This is a genomic window from Acinetobacter sp. MD2 (assembly GCF_035615575.1).
In the GTDB taxonomy this organism is placed as follows: Bacteria; Pseudomonadota; Gammaproteobacteria; order Pseudomonadales; family Moraxellaceae; genus Acinetobacter.
This window is the reverse complement of record NZ_VTDK01000003.1, coordinates 309,163-328,410: the sequence shown is the minus strand read 5'-3', so window position 1 is coordinate 328,410 and position 19,248 is coordinate 309,163. Positions and strand designations below refer to the sequence as shown.

19 protein-coding genes and 2 rRNA genes are annotated in these 19,248 nt (G+C 41.2%); 9 read left to right on the top strand and 12 right to left on the bottom strand.

Annotated features, from left to right (window positions below; genetic code table 11):
* The 3 genes from FXN70_RS06595 to FXN70_RS06585 form a co-directional block, all read left to right on the top strand.
* A 23S ribosomal RNA gene (locus FXN70_RS06595) occupies positions 1–367 on the top strand; the annotation flags it as partial.
* A 161-nt stretch (positions 368–528) separates the two neighbouring features.
* Positions 529–643 (top strand): 5S ribosomal RNA (gene rrf / locus FXN70_RS06590).
* A gap of 140 nt (positions 644–783) precedes the next feature.
* Positions 784–1,380, top strand: a complete 597-nt coding sequence (locus FXN70_RS06585) for a glutathione S-transferase family protein (protein ID WP_324646672.1) — start codon at positions 784–786, stop codon at positions 1,378–1,380.
* Positions 1,381–1,734: 354 nt separating this feature from the next.
* Here the strand turns inward: FXN70_RS06585 and FXN70_RS06580 are convergent, their stop codons facing one another.
* A complete protein-coding gene (locus FXN70_RS06580; RefSeq protein ID WP_324646671.1) occupies positions 1,735–3,027 on the bottom strand; it encodes a solute carrier family 23 protein in 1,293 nt (430 codons plus the stop codon).
* 158 nt (positions 3,028–3,185) lie between these two features.
* Positions 3,186–5,873, bottom strand: coding sequence for a phosphoenolpyruvate carboxylase (gene ppc / locus FXN70_RS06575; RefSeq protein ID WP_324646670.1), 2,688 nt, complete (start codon positions 5,871–5,873; stop codon positions 3,186–3,188).
* 425 nt (positions 5,874–6,298) lie between these two features.
* Here ppc and FXN70_RS06570 point away from each other — a divergent pair, with 425 nt between their 5' ends.
* From FXN70_RS06570 to dapB, 3 genes are all read left to right on the top strand, one after another.
* On the top strand, positions 6,299–6,676 hold the full coding sequence (locus tag FXN70_RS06570; protein WP_324646669.1) for a hypothetical protein: 378 nt from the start codon (positions 6,299–6,301) through the stop codon (positions 6,674–6,676).
* Between the two features lie 104 nt (positions 6,677–6,780).
* The gene (gene dnaJ, locus FXN70_RS06565; protein WP_324646668.1) at positions 6,781–7,899 is read left to right on the top strand and encodes a molecular chaperone DnaJ; all 1,119 of its coding nucleotides are present in this window, start codon (positions 6,781–6,783) and stop codon (positions 7,897–7,899) included.
* Positions 7,900–8,021: 122 nt separating this feature from the next.
* Positions 8,022–8,837, top strand: a complete 816-nt coding sequence (dapB, locus tag FXN70_RS06560; RefSeq protein ID WP_324646667.1) for a 4-hydroxy-tetrahydrodipicolinate reductase — start codon at positions 8,022–8,024, stop codon at positions 8,835–8,837.
* 120 nt (positions 8,838–8,957) lie between these two features.
* On the opposite strand, the gene FXN70_RS06555 is transcribed toward dapB, so the two are convergent.
* Both FXN70_RS06555 and dkgB read right to left on the bottom strand, forming a co-directional pair.
* Positions 8,958–10,109, bottom strand: a complete 1,152-nt coding sequence (locus tag FXN70_RS06555) for an MFS transporter (protein ID WP_324646666.1) — start codon at positions 10,107–10,109, stop codon at positions 8,958–8,960.
* 6 nt (positions 10,110–10,115) lie between these two features.
* Positions 10,116–10,922 (bottom strand): 2,5-didehydrogluconate reductase DkgB, encoded by an 807-nt coding sequence (dkgB, locus tag FXN70_RS06550; protein ID WP_324646665.1) that lies wholly within the window; start codon positions 10,920–10,922, stop codon positions 10,116–10,118.
* Between the two features lie 112 nt (positions 10,923–11,034).
* On the opposite strand from dkgB, the gene FXN70_RS06545 reads away from it, so the two are divergent.
* Positions 11,035–11,937 carry a LysR substrate-binding domain-containing protein gene (locus tag FXN70_RS06545; protein ID WP_324646664.1) on the top strand — a complete coding sequence of 301 codons (903 nt, stop codon included), beginning with the start codon at positions 11,035–11,037 and terminating at the stop codon, positions 11,935–11,937.
* Between the two features lie 53 nt (positions 11,938–11,990).
* Here FXN70_RS06545 and ahr read toward each other — a convergent pair whose 3' ends face one another.
* The 8 genes from ahr to FXN70_RS06505 all read right to left on the bottom strand — a co-directional run bounded on the left by ahr (position 11,991) and on the right by FXN70_RS06505 (position 17,230).
* Positions 11,991–13,013, bottom strand: a complete 1,023-nt coding sequence (ahr, locus tag FXN70_RS06540) for an NADPH-dependent aldehyde reductase Ahr (protein WP_324646663.1) — start codon at positions 13,011–13,013, stop codon at positions 11,991–11,993.
* A 21-nt stretch (positions 13,014–13,034) separates the two neighbouring features.
* Positions 13,035–13,592, bottom strand: a complete 558-nt coding sequence (locus FXN70_RS06535) for a DNA-3-methyladenine glycosylase I (protein WP_324646661.1) — start codon at positions 13,590–13,592, stop codon at positions 13,035–13,037.
* A gap of 101 nt (positions 13,593–13,693) precedes the next feature.
* Positions 13,694–13,939: a hypothetical protein gene (locus tag FXN70_RS06530; RefSeq protein WP_324646660.1), complete on the bottom strand. Its 246-nt coding sequence runs from the start codon at positions 13,937–13,939 to the stop codon at positions 13,694–13,696.
* Between the two features lie 12 nt (positions 13,940–13,951).
* The gene (locus tag FXN70_RS06525; RefSeq protein WP_324646659.1) at positions 13,952–14,494 is read right to left on the bottom strand and encodes a M23 family metallopeptidase; all 543 of its coding nucleotides are present in this window, start codon (positions 14,492–14,494) and stop codon (positions 13,952–13,954) included.
* Positions 14,495–14,595: 101 nt separating this feature from the next.
* Positions 14,596–15,636, bottom strand: coding sequence for an A/G-specific adenine glycosylase (gene mutY, locus FXN70_RS06520; protein ID WP_324646658.1), 1,041 nt, complete (start codon positions 15,634–15,636; stop codon positions 14,596–14,598).
* Positions 15,637–15,744: 108 nt separating this feature from the next.
* Positions 15,745–16,110, bottom strand: a complete 366-nt coding sequence (locus FXN70_RS06515; RefSeq protein ID WP_324646657.1) for an HIT family protein — start codon at positions 16,108–16,110, stop codon at positions 15,745–15,747.
* Positions 16,111–16,155: 45 nt separating this feature from the next.
* Positions 16,156–16,896: a dienelactone hydrolase family protein gene (locus FXN70_RS06510; protein WP_324646656.1), complete on the bottom strand. Its 741-nt coding sequence runs from the start codon at positions 16,894–16,896 to the stop codon at positions 16,156–16,158.
* A 178-nt stretch (positions 16,897–17,074) separates the two neighbouring features.
* Positions 17,075–17,230, bottom strand: a complete 156-nt coding sequence (locus FXN70_RS06505) for a DUF1328 domain-containing protein (protein WP_324646655.1) — start codon at positions 17,228–17,230, stop codon at positions 17,075–17,077.
* Positions 17,231–17,389: 159 nt separating this feature from the next.
* On the opposite strand from FXN70_RS06505, the gene FXN70_RS06500 reads away from it, so the two are divergent.
* Both FXN70_RS06500 and FXN70_RS06495 read left to right on the top strand, forming a co-directional pair.
* Positions 17,390–17,836 (top strand): YcgN family cysteine cluster protein, encoded by a 447-nt coding sequence (locus FXN70_RS06500; RefSeq protein ID WP_324646654.1) that lies wholly within the window; start codon positions 17,390–17,392, stop codon positions 17,834–17,836.
* A gap of 93 nt (positions 17,837–17,929) precedes the next feature.
* Positions 17,930–19,207: a replication-associated recombination protein A gene (locus FXN70_RS06495; RefSeq protein ID WP_324646653.1), complete on the top strand. Its 1,278-nt coding sequence runs from the start codon at positions 17,930–17,932 to the stop codon at positions 19,205–19,207.
* Positions 19,208–19,248: the final 41 nt, after the last annotated feature.

Here is a 19,248-nt window from a genome sequence, read left to right as displayed (position 1 = left end):
CCCAAGGGTATGGCTGTTCGCCATTTAAAGAGGTACGCGAGCTGGGTTTAGAACGTCGTGAGACAGTTCGGTCCCTATCTACCGTGGGCGCTGGAAATTTGAGAGGATCTGCTCCTAGTACGAGAGGACCAGAGTGGACGAACCTCTGGTGTACCGGTTGTGACGCCAGTCGCATCGCCGGGTAGCTATGTTCGGAAGGGATAACCGCTGAAAGCATCTAAGCGGGAAGCCTACCTCAAGATAAGATTTCCCCGTGACTTTATGTCACCTAAAGAGCCGTTGAAGACTACGACGTTGATAGGTTGGATGTGGAAGCATAGTGATATGTGAAGCTGACCAATACTAATTGCTCGTGAGGCTTGACTATACAACACCCAAACGGTTGTTGTATCAAGATAAATTCGATACAAATACTTGATTTAGTTAACGCTAGAACATACAATTCAGACACAAATTCAATCTGTTAATAACTCATTTGACGAAAGTTCGGCATTCAAATAAGACCAAACGAGTAAGCATACAAGTTGTGCTGGCGACAATAGCAAGAGTGAACCACCTGATCCCTTCCCGAACTCAGAAGTGAAACCTCTTAGCGCTGATGGTAGTGTGGGGTTACCCATGTGAGAGTAAGTCATCGCCAGCTCATTATTCTAAACACCCTCAACAACAGTTGGGGGTGTTTTTTTATGCTAAAAAAATAGAATGAAAATAAACAATTAATGCTAAAACAGCAGGCTTATGCTATAAAAATATGCAATTTAAATATCAATCAGGAAAATAATAGTGAAAGTGTACGGAGATATGCAATCTGGCAATTGTTATAAAGTTAAATTACTATTGTCATTTTTGCAAATTGAGCATGAATGGTTACATGTTAATATAGTAAATGCAGAAACACAAACGCCTGAATTTTTAGAAATGAATCCGAATGGAAAAATTCCTGTTGTGGTTTTAGATGATGGTCGTATTTTGACAGAGTCGAATGCAATTTTAGGTTATTTTGCTGAAAATACAGGCTTTATTCCTTCCCATCGTTATGCTAAAGCAAAAATGTATGAGTGGATGTTCTTTGAGCAATATAGCCATGAGCCATGCATTGCTGTTGCACGCTTTATTAACAAATACTTAGGTTTGCCTGAAGCACGTCTGGAGGAATATCAACGTTTACAACCAAAAGGACATAAGGCTTTAGCGATCATGGAACATGCATTAATCCATAATCATTATTTACTTGGATATGGGCCGAGTTTGGCAGATATTGCTTTATATGCCTATACCCATGTTGCTGATGAAGGTGGTTTTGATTTAAATTGTTATCCTAATATTCAGGCATGGTGTAAACGCATTGAGAAAATGCCTAATTATTTGTCGATGAGTTGAGATGCTCCTTCTGATTAAATTAGTCCTGAATCTTGCATTGTGATGATGTCAAATTTGTAATGAAATGGCGAAATCCATTGCTGTTTTAGAGTGATTTATCTGTGACTGTAATATTAAAACTGAGCAGTGAATTGAAAAATAATCGTGCATTTTCCAATACAAACCATAAATAAATTTTATTTTTACAGATTTCTTGATGGAATTGATGGTTATCTAACTTATTGGTATTAAAAATGATTTTTATATATGGTTAGAATTAATCCAGAAAATATCAACATAATTTAATAGCTGTAAAATTATTTTTAAGTGAATTTGATGTGGATATTATGGCATCCACATCAAAAAATTCAGGATTTAAGGCGTTGGTCTTAGTTTGAAAAATCCATTGAGTGCAATTGCGACAAATGTTGCAGTGCCAATGCCACCTAAATTGAAGCTGCCAAAGCCCAGTTCAAAGTTGCCTGCACCCATAATTAAGGTGACTGCTGCAATAATTAAATTATGATTTTTAGAAAAATCGACTTTGTTTTCAATCCAAATTTTAGCTCCTGCAATGGTAATTAAGCCAAAGACCACAATGGAAGCTCCTGTTAAAACAGCTGTTGGAATAGTACCAATAATTGCACCAAATTTAGGTGATAATCCTAAGAAAATGGCAAATACGCCTGCAATAACAAAGACAATGGTTGAATAAATACGTGTTACTGCCATAACGCCAATATTTTCACCATAGGTTGTCATTCCTGGCGCACCAACACTGCCAGAAAGTGTCGTTGCTAATCCATCGGCAATAAAAGCTTTACCGAGTTGAGGCGTCAGATTTTCCCCTGTCATTGCACCAACTGCCTTAATGTGACCTAAATTTTCGGCCACTAAAATGAGTGCGACGGGTGCAATAATGAGCATGGCATTGGCTTGGAAGGTCGGATGAGTAAAGCTTGGTAAGCCAAACCATGCTGCCGCTGCGATTTGTGAAAAATCAATAGCAGTGCCGAAACCTAAACCATTGGTCAGGAGGGCATAAGTAAAATATGACAGTAACAAGCCAATCAATAATAATAGGCGTTGAATTAGACCTTTAGTAAAGACCGCTACTGAACCCATGCATAGCACGGTAAGAAGTGCCATCCACATTTCAAAAGGATGTCCGGCTACATTTTTAATAGTGACAGGCGCAAGGTTCAAACCAATAATCATCACCACCGCACCTGTTACGACAGGTGGCATCAAATTTTCAATCCAACGGGTTCCTGTTACCATCACCAATAGTCCAATGAGTGCATATAAAACACCACAAGTGACAATGCCCCCTAGCGCAATGGATAAATTGGGATTAAGGCCAGAACCAGTTAAATGTCCTGTTGCAGCGGCTACCACACCAATAAAGGCAAAGCTTGAACCCAAATAACTCGGAACACGACCTCCAGTCATTATAAAAAATAAAATAGTACATATACCCGACATTAAAATCGCTAAATTGGGATTGAAGCCCATGAGAAGTGGTGCAAGAACAGTTGCACCAAACATGGCAAAGGCATGTTGAATGCCTAAAATGGTACTTTGCAGAGGGGGTAAATATTCATTGGTTGCAACAGGTCGATGATCGATTTGACCTTGATAAGGCTGCCATTTGGGAAACCATGCCATAGCATTCTCGAGAAGATGAACAAAATTAAGCACATCATACGCTGTCTGCTGTTGAAAATAAGCACAATTTTTCAGTTGGATCGGTTTAGATTGGCAAGAAAAATACAAAAAAAGAGGAGGCACACAAGGCAAAACTGGTTTTGCCTTGTGTGAATTTTTTAGCCTGTGTTGCGTAAGCCTGCGGCAATCCCTGCAATACTTACCATTAATGCTTGGTCGACAGGTGTATGCTCTGCTTGATGTTGTTGTAAATAATGGCGGCGGCGTTTCATTAGCTCAGCTTGGAGTAAATGTAACGGTAATAAATAAGTGGTACGAACCCGCATTGCTTGATCGAGCACTTCATTTTGACTTAATAATTCTGATTCACCTTTGAGGCTTAATAAGGTGTCAATTGCATCTTGCAAACGTTGGCGAAGTTCTGTTCCGAGTTCGCGTAAGTGCTCACTTTGGGTTAAATGATTTTCGTAATACCATGCGATATCGGCATCGGCTTTTGATAAGACCATTTCCAACATATCAATTAAAGTTTGGAAATACGGCCATTCAGCCAACATTTCATCAAGTTTGCCTTTTTGTTGCTGCTGCAAAATTTCATCAATTGCAGCACCTGTGCCAAGCCAAGCAGGCAACATTAAGCGAATTTGTGTCCATGCAAATACCCACGGAATAGCACGTAATGACTCAATCCCGCCACTAACGCGGCGTTTGGCAGGGCGTGAACCAAGTGGCAACATTTGTAATTCAAGCTCAGGTGTAACTGTGCGTAGGTATTCTACAAAATGCGGGTTTTCACGTACGGTTTGTCGATATAGCTTGACTGAAGTTTCAGTCATTTGGTTCATGAGCGTACGCCATTCAGCGCGAGGCTCAGGCGGTGGTAATAAAGTTGCTTCAAGGGTTGCAGCGGTATAAACCTCTAGGTTTTGCAAGGCAACGCCTTCAATCCCAAATTTAAAGCGGATCATTTCGCCTTGTTCGGTCACACGAATTGCACCTGAAATAGACCCAGGTGGTTGTGAGAATAGCGCTTGTTGGGTTGGTGCACCACCACGACTAATTGATCCACCACGACCATGAAACAGAGTAAGCTGTACGCCATGTCGTTTCGCAACGGCGGCTAATTCTTCCTGAGCACGGTACTGCGCCCAGTTGGCCGACATAAAGCCCGCATCTTTGGCAGAGTCTGAATAGCCAATCATTACTTCATGCTTGCCTTGAATATGCTGTTTGTACCAATCTAGGCTAAACAGAGTATTCATGGTACTAGATGCACCATCTAAATCTTTGAGTGTTTCAAACAGTGGTACAACACGTAAAGGCTGCTGAATTCCTGCTTCTTTTTGCAAGAGTAAAACTGCCAAAACATCACTTGGGTATTCAGCCATTGAAATAATATACGCCCCTAAACACTCCGTTGGCTGAGCTGCAAGCGTACGCATAGTGGCAAAAACTTCTTGCACATCGGGATGGTTAATTAAACTTTCACTTGGTTCATTAAAGTTTTTAGGTAGTAGTGGACGTTTACTTTGTAATTCATTGATTAAAAAGTTTTGTCGTGCTTGTTCTGTCCATGTTTCAAAATTACCTAAACCTAAATATTCGGTAATGGCTGAAATGGCCTGACGATGTCTTCCCGATTCTTGGCGAATATCTAACTTTAATAATTCAATGCCAAAACATTGCACGCGATAAATCAGATCAAGCAAGTTACCATTAGCAATTTCCGATAAATTACAGGCAATTAACGAACGATGACAGAGCATCAACGGCTCTAATAAATCGGCTTTTGTATGAATGACTAATGGATTGTCAGGGGTATCTTTGCCTTGTAATTTATCGGCTAGCCATTGCTGTGTCGCCTGTAAACGGTGGCGTGTTGCGCGTAAATATTCGCGGTACGGCTCGTGCTGATTTTTCCCTAATTTGCTGCGTAACTCATCTGTAGCATCTTGAATAGACAGTTCCCAACGTAAACTTTCAAGATCTTTTAAGTACAGTTCAGTCGCTTGCCAACGTGAAAACCACAATACTTCTTGGGTCACTTTATGGGTCACATTTGGGTTACCATCACGGTCACCACCCATCCACGAGGCAAAACGTACAGGGGTAATATCTGTAGGTAAGGTTTTGCCACAATGTTCTACAGTTAATTCGTTGAGTTCACGGAAAAACTTTGGAATGGCATGCCATAAAGTTTGTTCAATGATGGTAAAGCCCCATTTGGCTTCATCAATTGGTGTTGGCTTTTGCTGACGAATTTCATCGGTTTGCCATGCCGAGCCAATCAGTTGTTTGAGTTTGAGTAATACCGATTCACGTTGTTTTGGTGTGAGTTTTTGTTGATCAAGCTGTTCTAGGCAACGATTAATATTGTCGTATTTTTGAATTAAAGTACGGCGGCTCACTTCGGTTGGGTGTGCCGTAAGTACCAATTCAATGCTTAAATCACAAATTTGCTGATACAGCTGATCGGCTGAAATATTTTTTTGTTTAAATTTTTCAAATAGTGCATCTAAAGGGTTCGGTGATGGACGATTTGAATCAAATTCACTCGCACGGCGATTGCGCACCACATGGTATTGCTCGGCAATATTGGCATAATGCAAAAAATGAGTGAAGGCGCGGGTAAGTGGTAAAATTTCTCGATCTTCTAAATTTAAAAATAGCTGTTCTAATTGCTTTTCTGCTTCGACTTGCCCATCACGTGCGCCTTTGGCTAAGACTCGAATTTGTTCGACTCGCTCAAACAGTGCATCTCCAGCATGTGCTTTTAAAGTTTCACCTAAAAGATTACCCAGTAAACGGACATCTTCACGTAATGGGGCATCGATATGTTGTGCCATGTTAATTTCCTTATAAGGTGAACAAGTGCTTGTATCAAAGATAATGATGTAAGTTGCTTTAACCATAACAAAAAAATCACGAAAAACTCTTAGCCAATGGTCTTGTATGATGGATAAATTCTGTGCAAAAGCAGTTATTTATTGAAAATATAGATTTATTGGCAAATATTTTTGATTGATATTTTGAGTACCTCTTGTGGTAAAAATATCCATATACGGCGGTAGAAGATAAAGCTGTTGCATCAAGACCCATCTTTACAGCACTTTTTTGCATAAAAAAGCGCAATCGTGATGATTTTTGCAGAAGAAAAGGGTGCGAAGAATCAAAAAATTCAATATAGTAGCAACATAAATTTCAACACAAAAACACGTGCAATAGAGCAGTGATATGTGCATGCCATTGGCACTGCATCGAGGTTAAAAATATGGCAAAGGACAGTCTGGCACAGCAAAAACGGTATATCTCGATTGCCTATGTGTTTATGTTTTTTGCATTATTGACGATTGTCACAGGTTTAATTTCTTATGCCTTGGCTGCAAAAGTTTCACGCTCCGCTGAAATTGAAGTGTGGTTACAAACTCATAGTGTGTGGGTTATGCGTAGCGTCTTATTGTATGTGCTAATGAGTGCTTTTGCTGCATTGTGGTTTATTCCATTGCTGTTTTACCCGTGGGATGCTTTTCATTGGGTAACGGGCTGTGTCGTTGCAGGCGTGGTTTTTAGCTTTATTGCGTGGATGTATTTCTTCAATTGCTTTTTGAGTGGCGTATCGAAATATTTTAAGCAAAAGCCTGTTTTCTAAGTCTATTATTTTTTCAGCAAACTTCCCTTGAAGATTCTATAAACATCCCCATTTAACACGGATGTTGTCGTATTTTAAAAAATCCGTGAGGAGCATCGCCTGTCATGGCTAAACGTGATTATTATGAGGTTTTAGGTGTCGCTAAAACCGCAAGTGATGATGAAATTAAAAAAGCCTATCGCAAGTTGGCGATGAAATATCATCCAGACCGTAACCCAGATAACGCTGAGGCGGAAGAAAAGTTTAAAGAAGCCGCAGAAGCCTATGAAATTTTAAGCACAGCAGAAAAGCGTAGTGCTTATGACCGTATGGGACATAGCGCTTTTGAAGGCGGTTTTGGCGGTGGTGGTGGCTTCGGTGGCGGTGGTTTTAGCGCTGAAGATATTTTTAGCCAATTTGGTGATATTTTTGGTGGTGCTTTTGGTGGCGGTGGTCGCTCACAGCAACGTCAACGCCGTGGCGCGGACTTACGTTATGTAATGGATTTAAGCCTTGAAGAAGCAATTCAAGGGGTGAAAAAAAACATTACTTTTACTGCACCTGCACCATGTGATGTGTGTGATGGTAAAGGGTCGCAAACGCCAAATGACGTTGAAACGTGTAAGACATGCCATGGTGCAGGTCAGGTACGCATGCAGCAGGGTTTCTTCTCTGTGCAGCAAACTTGTGGTACTTGCCGTGGTCAAGGCAGAATGATTAAAAATCCATGTCAAAAATGTCATGGTTCGGGTGTGCATGAGCGTCAGCAAACGCTTGAAGTAACGATTCCACCTGGGGTTGATAATGGCGACCGCGTTCGTTTAACAGGCAAAGGCGAAGCAATTCGTGATGGCCAAGCGGGCGATTTATATGTTGAAATTGCTGTGCGTGAGCATGACATTTTCCAACGTGACGGCGCAGATTTATATATGGATGTTCCTGTAAGCATGGCAGATGCTGCTTTAGGTAAAGAAATTCAGATTCCAACCTTAGATGGTCGCGTGAGCCTCAAAATTCCTGAAGGGACACAAAATGGTAAAGTGTTCCGTTTACGTGGTAAAGGTGTTCGTCCTGTGCGTAGCAGTATGATTGGCGATTTAATGTGTCGTATTGTGGTAGAAACGCCAGTGAATTTAACCTCACGTCAACGTGAATTGTTAAAAGAACTGCAATCAACCATGGAAGGCAATGATCAACACTCAAGCGAGAAGAAAAAATCATTCTTCGACCGTTTGTTTGATTAAGCCAAGCGCCAAACAAAAAGCCTGCCTATAACAACGGCAGGTTTTTTTATGCAAGATTTTTAATCAAACAGCGAAGTTTTGTTATAGTAACTGCAATTTTTAAAGATTCAGGAATGAACAACATGTCGACATCACCACGTATTGGTATTTTGGGTGCGGGCGGCCGTATGGGACGTATTTTAATCCAAGCAGTGCAGCAAGCAGGTTATCAACTTGCGGCAGCTGTAGAACGCCCTGAGAGCAGTTTGGTTGGTACGGACGCAGGCGAATTGGCAGGAATTGGTCATATTGGTGTGCAAATTTCAGGTAGTCTAACTGAAGTTTTAGCAGCGTGTGACGTGGTAATTGACTTTACAGCACCTGCTGCAACCGAACAGCATTTAAAGCTGTGCCGCGAAGCGGGCGTTGCGATGGTGATTGGTACGACAGGGTTTTCAGATGCACAAAAACAATTATTAACTGAAACCGCACAGCACATTCCTGTGGTGTATGCCGCCAATTATTCGGTTGGGGTGAATGTTTCAATTAAACTATTGGAACTGGCTGCAAAAGTATTTGGTGATACAGTCGATATTGAGGTTATTGAAGCACATCATCGTCATAAAGTCGATGCACCTTCTGGTACAGCCTTGATGATGGGTGAAGCCGTTGCCCAAACTTTAGGACGTGATTTAAAACAAGATGCAGTGTATTGCCGTGAAGGGCATACAGGCGCGCGTGAGCGTCAAAGCATTGGTTTTCAAACCATTCGTGGTGGCGACATTGTGGGTGAACATACCGTAATGTTTATTGGTGAAGGTGAACGTGTTGAAGTCACCCATAAAGCGACCAACCGTATGAACTTTGCTTCAGGTGCAGTACGTGCAGCTGCATGGGTGGTTGGGCGCGATGCCAAACAATACGACATGAAAGATGTACTCGATTTAAATAAAATCTAAGCTTATATCCTCCCTCATTTTCAGCTTCTCCCATAAAGGAGAAGGGGTAAATCGCATTCATTTATGTTTGAAAATTGAGATTAAACAGTCCTGTGCTTTTTAAAGCGCAGGATCTGTCAATTATGTTGTGGATTTGATCCGTATTTGGACAATTACTAAAACTAAAGCCACACTTGCCAAGACTGCACCACTGATCGGCACAGCCATATAGCCCCAATTTAAACTCAGCACCATGCCACCTGTGGCAGCACCTAGTGCATTGCCTAAATTAAACGCGCCAATATTGACCGAAGAAGCCAAACCTGATGCTTCGTGTGCAACTGACATCACCCGCATTTGTAAGGGTGGAACCAACCCGAATGATGCTGCGCCCCAGATGACCAAAGCAATCGCTGTACCTACTTGGGTTTTTGCCAATATGGGAAACAGCATCATCATCGTAATCAGTACCATTAAAAAGATAATTAAGGTTTTATTGAGGGATAGATCTGAAAACTTTCCACCAAGGTAATTACCTAAAGAAAACCCTATTCCAATCAACACTAACATACAGGTGATGAACAGCGGTGTGGCTTGGTTATAGGCATGTAAGCTTGGTGCAATATAGGTATATAGTGCAAACATTGCCCCCGAACCGAACACCGTGGTCAGTAATGCTAAAACCACCATCGGGCGAGTCAGTACACTCAGTTCATGTCGAATATTAGGTTTTTGCCCTACACTGCCTTGAGGTAAAGCTTTATATAACGCTGCCATGGTGATTAAACCGAGCAAGGTAATCGCGGCAAAAGAACTGCGCCAGCCAATATGTTGTCCGACCCATGTCGCGAGTGGCACACCGCCAATATTGGCAATGGTGAGCCCCATAAACATCGTCGCGATGGCACTCGCCTGCTGATTTTTCGCGACTAGACTGGCGGCAACCACAGAACCAATACCAAAAAATGCTCCGTGATTTAAACTGGTGAGCAAGCGTGCAAGCATTAGACTCGAATAGCTTGGTGAGCATGCAGCCCATAAATTCCCCAGCGTAAAAATCAGCATAAGCAAAATTAAGGCTTTGCGTTGTGAGAAACGGGTAAACCATAACGTCATCATCGGTGCACCAATCATTACACCGAGTGCATAACCCGTAATCAACATACCCGCATGTGGAATACTCACCCCTAAATCTATGGCAATATTTGGCAGGAGTCCCATAGGTGAAAATTCAGTTGTACCAATCGCAAATGCACCAACAGCCAGTGCAAGCAGTGGAAAGTTCATTTTCATAAAATGCTATTCGTCCCATACTGGTGCAAGTTGTTCAGGATTCACTTCACGTCCGTTACGCTCAAGCAATTCAATTTTCTGCATGTCATCTGCACTCAATTGAATCTGTTGTGCTTTTAAATTTGCAATTAAGTTTTCACGTTTGGTCGAGGATGGAATCACCGAGAAACCACGTTGTAATGCCCATGCCAAGGCAATTTGCGCAGTCGATGCTTGATGATTCGTTGCAATTTTTGTCAATACAGGATCTTGTAGCACTTTGCCATAGGCTAGGGTCATGTACGAGGTCACATCAATAGCATGTGCATTTAGAAATTCGACGAGTTTTGAGTTTTGCAAATAAGGGCTTAATTCAATTTGGTTGGTTGCAATGTGCTCTACACCAACACTATCAATGGCTTGCTGAGTTTGAGCAATATTAAAGTTCGACACGCCAATTTGCGCTGTCAACCCTTGCTGTTTGGCTTCAAGCAAGGCTTGCATACTTTCTGCAATATTTAACCCGAGTTTTGGGGCAGGCCAATGCAAGAGCGTTAAATTAACCCGATCTAGTCTTAATTTATGCAAACTTTCTTTTAAACTCGGAATTAAGCACTCAGGTGTGCAATTTTCTGTCCAAATTTTAGTGGTAATAAATAATTCATCTGCTGAAATACCACTGTCTGCAATTGCTTGACCAATTTCAGCTTCATTTTCATAAATTTGTGCCGTGTCGATGGCACGATAACCCACATCAAGGGCTGTTTTAACTGAGTCAATGACAACTTGATCTTTTAAGCGAAACGTTCCTAGACCAAATTTGGGGATATGCATGTGTGATTCCAAGGCGTTAATTTCAAGATGGAAGTATCATGCAGGATTTATTGTTGCTGAAAAATATCGATACAGGCAATATATTATTGAGTAAAAATCAAGAGTGTTGGCTGTGAAATCGAGTATTGAAGAATTACAACGTTTTATTGCGATTGTCGATACGGGCAGTATCGTCGCGGCAGCCGAATTACTGGGTCAAACCTCTTCGGGTGTTAGTCGGAGTTTAAGTCGTCTAGAACAAAAATTACATGTGACTTTAATTGAACGCACCACACGTAAAATCAAACTCAGCCAAGAAGGCGAGGTATTTTTAACCAAAGCACGCCAAATTTTGCATGATTTAGCCGAAGCCGAAGATGCGGTGTTAAAGGCAGACCAAGACCTGACAGGCACAATTCGCATTGATTCTGCCACACCGTTCATTCTTCATGTGATTGCCCCCTTAGTACAAACGTTTCAGCAGCAGTATCCTTTAATTGAAATTGAACTAAATAGTAATGATCAGATTATTGATCTATTAGAACAAAAAACGGATGTTGCTTTTCGCTTTGGCGAACTTAATGATTCAACTTTACATGCGAAATTGGTCTGCAAAAGTCGACTGTATATTGTGGCTAGCCCTGAATATCTAGTGAAATATGGACATCCGACTCAGGTGGTGGATTTAGCACAGCATCATTTGATTGGTTTTAGCCGCGTATTACATTTAAATCACTGGCCACTCAAAATTAGTGAGGCTCACTTTATTGCCAAAGCTAAAGTTAAAGCCTCAAATGGTGAAACAGTGCGCCATTTGGCATTACGTGGGCAAGGAATTGCCTGTTTATCTGAATTTATGGTGTGGCAGGATATTGCCGAAGGGCGTTTGGTTGCTTTGTTTGAAGATCAAATTGAACGACGTGAACAGCACATTCATGCGGTGTATTACCAGCAAGCACATTTACCGAAACGGGTACGTTTATTTATTGATTTTATTGCTGAACGTTTAAAAGATGGCTTTGCAGCATGTTGTTAATTTAAAAACACCTTCCGCCTTAAATAAAGTGAAGATGGAAGGTGTTTGATTTACTAAAAGTCTGCTTTTAATACGACGCGGTAGCGTACATTTCCTGAATGCAAATGTGCAATCGCATCATTAATTTGTGACATTGGGAAGAGCTCAATTTGCGGTGCAATTTTTTTGCGTGCTGCAAATTTTAATAAAGTACGCAAAGCTTCAGGTGAACCTGTTGGTGAGCCTGTAATAGCCTTTGCTCCACCAACCAGTAGGCTTGCAGGGGTTGCAATTGGTTCTAGTGGAATTCCCAAAACATGAATTGTGCCATTTGGTGCAAGTGCATTTAAATATGCTGCCCAATCTAAAGTGACATTGACGGTACTTAAAATTAGATCGAATTTTCCTTGTTCCGCTTTTAACGCAGCACTGTCACGGCTATTCACCACATGATCTGCACCCATTGCTTTTAATTCTTCGGTCTTGTTTAGACTCGAGCTAAACGCCGTAATTTCACAGCCCCAAGCTTTAAGCAATTTAATGGCCATATGACCTAAACCACCAATACCAATTACACCCACATGATGACGTGCTTGAATTTGATGTTTTAACAGCGGATCAAAAACGGTAATTCCACCACACAGTAAGGGACCTGCACTTTCAGGGTCTAAGTCGTCAGGTAGTGGAATTGCCCATTGCCAACCTGCACGGATTTTATCGGCAAAGCCACCGGCATGTCCGACAATTGTTGCTTTAGATTCGCCTGTACACAATACTTGTTGCCCACCAATACAGTAGTCGCAAGCTTGGCAACTTTCTGCTGTCCAACCAATGCCAACCCGTTGCCCTAGTTTTAAGCCTTTGGCTTCAGAACCTAAACGGATAATTGTCCCAATCACTTCATGGCCTGCCACTAACGGATATTGAGAAATACCCCAATCGTTATCAATCATTGAAATATCGGAGTGGCATAAACCACAATATTCAACTTTGATTTCAATTTGATGTGGTTGTAATTCGCCAGCGTCAAAGGTATGTGGTTCGAGTTCTTGTTTAGCACCGAGAGCGGCATAACTTTGAATTTGATTACTACTCATTTAAAATTCCTCTTGTGGTTTTTATTTACAAAAACAATCATTTTCATGGTCGTTGACCATGCCAGATGCTTGCATAAAAGCATAGCAAATGGTGGGGCCGACAAACTTAAAACCACGTTGTTTTAATGTTTTAGACAGTTGTTGGCTAAGTGCAGTTTGGGCAGGAGCAGTTTTATAACATGGCACAGTATTGATGATTGGGTGATGTTCGACAATCTGCCATAACCAATCCACCACATTGCCAAATTCAGCTTTAAGTTTCAGCCATGCTTGGGCATTGCTACGAATTGCTTTTAATTTTCCAAGATGTCGAATCAGTCCTGCATCTTGTAGTTTGGCAGCGAGTTCGATATCAGATAGTTCGGCAATTTGTTGAATTGAATATTGGAAAAAATGTTGCCGATAGGCCTCACGTTTTTTAAGTACCGTAATCCATGATAATCCGGCTTGTTGTCCTTCTAAACATAGCAACTCAAATAAGGCAGCTTCATCAAACAGGGGTTTCCCCCATTCGTGGTCGTGGTAGGCCATATAAAGAGGATCATCAGAACACCAGTTGCAACGTTGAAGATGGGACATGATGATCTCCTTTAAATGTTAAAAATGGCACTGATCAAGCGATGTATTTTCTTGAATAAAGGAAATACAGACGCGAATAGATCATGTGAGAACAATCTATTTTATAAACTAAAGCTTTGCCAGATGTTATTTTTAATATCCCAAAAAGATAACTCCGCTTGGCTTAAATCATGGAATGTAATCCAGACATCTTTGCCCTGTTTGTCGTTATATCCTGTGCTAATAAGTAGCGCATCATCTCCAATTTCCATAATCCAACCTTGATGGAGTTGTCCTTGAACTTGAATGCGTTGTTGATTGCCTGATTCTGCAAATTGAATCAGGCGCTCGATAAGTGCTTCCGACATGTATTGATCCTACTAACGTAAATATGGATAAGGATTGGTCGCACCACGTCCTTTACCCGCTAAATAAATACCATAATGTAAATGGGTGACAGTATGCCGTGCATTGCCACTATTGCCAACATAGCCAATGACTTCACCCACATGCACAATATCGCCCACTTTCAGCCCGCGTTTTTGTTTTTCTAAATGGGCATAATAATGCCAACTCCCTGCGGGGCCTATAATCCAAATCACTGTTCCACCTAAAGTATTGCCTTGTAAACTTGCAATCATCCCTTCAGTGGCACTGGTCACAGGTGTTCCACGTGGAGCCAAAATATCAATGCCTTCATGTGTTCGCCCCATACTGCGAGCATTGCCCCAAGTATCTTGAAGTTGATTGGTCGATATTCCTTTTACTGGAATAGGTAAATGAGTGTTCAAAGGCATTGCTTTAAGCTTTAAAACGACTTGAGCGGGTAGTTGTGGCTGTGTTGATCGACGTGGTGTGGTACTACATGCAGCCAACAATATAAGATTGAGTGTGATAAAAATGATAAAAGCGGAACGAAACACGAGGCAACCTTCTTGGTTTTAAATACCTGTTATCATGCTTTTGTCACTATGGCACAGTTCCGTTCACTTGACAATTTTACTGCGTAACATGTTTGTGCGGCTTAATGAACATCTATGTGCTGAATCACTTTTTTCATGGCAGTTGGAATTCCTTTGGCTTGAACTTGTTCAACACTCAGCCACGCATCTGTCAATTCTACTGGAATACGTTCCATCTGGTCGGCAGCAATTTTAACGTATTGAATGTTTAGTTCCCATGTAAAATGGGTAAAGCTATGTCGAATCGTGCCACAATTTTGCACTGAGCTATTTAGTCCTAAATGGTTAAGTTGTTGTTGTAAGGCTGTAATATCATCAAAAATAGGCAAGCTCCATAAGCCACCCCACAAACCTAAACTTGGACGTTGCTGCCACAGCCATTGTTCTTGGCATTCCAATAGCAGTACTTCTCCTGTTCTAGTTGGGACAGCTTTTTTCGGTTTTTTGTAGGGTAATTCAGTTTCCAAACCTTGTAAGCGTGCCTGACAATGACTCTGCATAGGGCAATATAAACATAAGGGTTTTTTCGGTGTGCAAATTGTTGCACCTAAATCCATAATCGCTTGGGTATAGTCGTGATTACGCTCACTCGGGCATAGTTGCTCGGCAATTTCCCAAATTTTCTTTTCATGAGTAGGCTTAGTTAAATCATCGTCAATGGCTAAAAAACGTGCCAAAACGCGTTTCACATTGCCATCTAAAATAACGCCGTATTGTCGTAATCCCAACGACATTAACGCACCTGCGGTGGAACGTCCAATTCCAGGAAGTTCAATCCATTGTGCTAAAGTTTGGGGAAATTGTTTATTATGCGCCACAATTTTGGCCGCTTTATGCAAATTACGCGCTCGTGCGTAGTAACCCAAACCTGCCCAATATGGTGCAACATCATCCCACTCGACTTGTGCCAAAGCATCAACTGTTGGGAAGCGTTGTATAAACAGTTCGAAGTATTGTAGGACGGTTTTGACTTGGGTTTGCTGAAGCATAATTTCAGATACCCAGACTTTGTATGGGTCATCTGCGACTTGCCATGGTAGATCGTGGCGACCATATTGATCAAACCATGTGAGTAGGGCATCAGAAAAGGAGAATGTCGACATATGCATCACGCCAAAAATTAGCGCGCTAGTATAAGCGAAGAGAACTTAAAACAAGAAATGTAATAAAAAGACCAAAGTGAACGTGCCACTTTGATCTGTAGATGTGGGTTATTCTGCTTCGTTCATGATTCCCCAGCGCTCATCAAGTTCAAGCTTTTGATTTTTATAGCGTGGAATCACATGAATATGCAAATGTTCGGCAGATTGACCAAATACATCACCATCGTTAAAGCCAATATGAAAGCCTTCAGGATGATGCAAAATTTTTAATTCATTACGAGCTTGCTCAAGTAATGATAAAAGGCTTTTGCGCTCTTTATCGCTAATTTCGAAAAAAGAGCTAATATGTCGAACAGGCACAATTACCACATGCCCTTTTGATAATGGCTTAGGTTCAGGAAAGACGGTACCAAAATCATTTTTTGCAATAATGTCATAGTCATCAACATTACAATAAATACATGGGTTGCTCATGGTTATTCCCCTTAAAAAAGTGGTTGTTATTTATTAAGTTTATGATTAGTTAAGTTTTTGTTCAAAAAGACGATACATGGCCTGCATACCTATTTTTTCAGCTTGGGCATTATAACCAAGATCGATATTATTGGCTTTTGCACGCTGATCGGCAAGTGGATTAGTAAAGCCATGTTTTGCATCTGCTAGAATCATCACTTCATGCTTTACTTGAGCAGTCGTCATTTCTTGTTCGAACTGTGCAACATCTTCTAAGCTGACCATACTGTCGGCTGCGCCATGTAAAACTAATAGTTCAGCTTGTACTTTGCCGACCTGAGCAGGTGTTTGGCTACCTAAAGATGCATGAAATGCGGCAACTGCTTTAATTGGAGCACCTGCACGTGCAAGGTCAAGTAAAACTTTACCACCATAACAAAAGCCAACGCCTGCAATACGGTTGGCATCAACCTCAGGTTGTTGACATAAAGCGTCAAAGGCTGCCTGTGCACGCTCGACAATGCTGTTAGGCATTGCAAAGGTTTCATGCATCCACTCACCCGCTTGAGCTGCAAGTTCTGTGGTTTTCTTATCACCATACATATCGATTGCAAAGGCAGCATAGCCATGTTCGGCAAGCTCTGTTGCACGTTGTGCCACATAGTCATTGCGACCCCACCATTCTGGCCCAACTAAAACGGCTGCAAGTGGTGTTGTTGATTTGGGTGCAACAAAAAAACCGACATAGGTCTTACCATCAGCAGTGGTATAGTTAATTTCACGTGTAATTAATGAATGATTGGTCATGTGTCTATCCTGAACTAAATTTTTATCTTGTATAAATAAAGAGCTAAGTTAAATATGCCTAAGTCTTGAATGGAGATGAAGGGATGATTCCATCAACATACCATAGCTATCTTTTACTTGGCAGTATCAATTGAATAGAAAAAGAAGGCATTATCGCCTTCTTTAGGTTGCAAAATAATTAACGTCCGCGTGAAAATAGTCCGATGACAGCTAAAACAACGGCAACCATTAATAAAATGATAGCAAATTGTTTGGATAAGCCTGCAACACCACCAAAACCGAGTAGGCTTGCAATCAGTGCAATAACGGCAAAAATAATCGCCCAACGGAACATCTCACTTCTCCTTTCCTTGAGTATTTGATTTCAGCCTAACGCGATGTCATATAGACGAGTGTTTCTTTTTGTTCAAAAAATGTTCGTGTTGTTTTTGGTTCGTGATGCTAAAAATGCCCATGCTATACTGTAGGTTCATTTTTTATTTTATCGTAGCCGATGTCTTTACGTCCCCAATTTTGGAAAACAGTGCCTTTAGAACAATTTACGACTGCCGAATGGGAGGCACTCTGTGATGGTTGTGGCTTATGCTGTTTAGTGAAATTAGAAGATGATGAAACCCATGAAGTCGCCTATACCAAAGTTGCGTGTAAGCTGATGGATTGTCAAACAGGGCAATGCCAGAATTATGTTGAACGTCAACAACATGTACCTGATTGTATTCAGTTAACGCTTGAAAATTTACCTCAATTACATTGGTTACCTTCTAGTTGTGCGTATCGGCGGATATATGAAGGTAAGAATTTACCTTCGTGGCATTATTTAAATACGGGTTCACGTAAAAGTGTAATTAAAGCCAAAAAATCTGTAGCAGGGCGCTGCATTTCTGAAGCAGAAATTCAAGAAGACGATATTGATGAATATATTGTGAATTGGGTGCGTTAAATTGGATAAAAATAATCGTACTAGCAGTTTCATTTCAGCCGAATGTGTATTACATAGTAAACTATGAACTTGGTTTAATCATGAAAGCACATTATGTCAGAAACGCAGATTCCTTTACCTGAACGTTTACGTCCGCGAGATTTATCGGAAATTATTGGGCAAGCACATTTATTGGGAAGCGAAGCGCCCTTACGTCAAATGATTGATCAAGGGCATTTGCCATCGATTATTTTTTGGGGGCCACCAGGGGTCGGGAAAACCACAATTGCGTTGTTGTTGGCACAAGCGGTTGATCGTCCTTTTGTTAGCTTATCTGCGTTAAATACAGGGGTAAAAGAATTACGTGAAGTGATTGCCGAAAGTGGCGATTTACTCACACCTGTGGTTTTTATTGATGAAATTCATCGCTTTAATAAGTCACAGCAAGATGCACTGTTGGGTGCGGTTGAAAAAGGAAAAATCACTTTAATTGGTGCGACCACTGAAAATCCATCTTTTGAAGTAAATAGTGCATTATTGTCACGTTGTCAGGTATATCGCTTACATGCTTTAGATGCCGATGCGATTCAGAACCTATTAATGCGAGCGATTGAAAAAGATAGCGTGCTGTCTAAACGTCAGCTTTTTATTGATGAATACGATGCCTTTTTTCAGTTTTCAGCGGGTGATGCACGTAAGGCACTTAATTTACTCGACTTAGTTGCGAGCACATTTGATGCCGACCAAGAAAACCATATTACTAATGCTGTGGTGGTAAAAGTTGCACAGCAAAATATTGCCCGCTATGACAAATCTGGCGAGCAGCATTACGACCTAATTTCTGCTTTTATTAAATCGATTCGTGGTAGTGACCCCGATGCTGCTTTGTATTGGATGGCACGCATGCTTAAAGGGGGGGAAGACCCTGTATTTATTGCTCGGCGTATGCTTATTGCTGCTTCAGAAGATATTGGTAATTCGAACCCGAATGCGTTGTTACTGGCAGGTGAATGCTTTAGAACCGTGCAAGTTTTGGGTATGCCTGAAGCTCGAATTGTACTTGGACAATGTGCGGTATATTTGGCGACCAGTGCCAAAAGTAATAGCACCTATTTGGCAATTAACAAAGCCTTAGAATTAGCCGACAAAACCTCGAATTTGGCTGTACCATTGCATTTGCGTAATGCGCCGACTCAATTGATGAAGCAACAGGGTTATGGAGTGGATTATCTATATCCACATGATTATTCTGAACATTTTGTCGAACAAGAGTATTTGCCACCTGAATTAAAAGGCACACAGTTATATACGCCAGCACGTAATAAACGTGAAGTCGAAGCGGAACGCTTACAACAACGCCGTTGGCAGCAAATGCAACAACAGCAGCAGTAATCGTTCCAAAATTGGGGATCCCCTCAATCCCAACCCAAGCT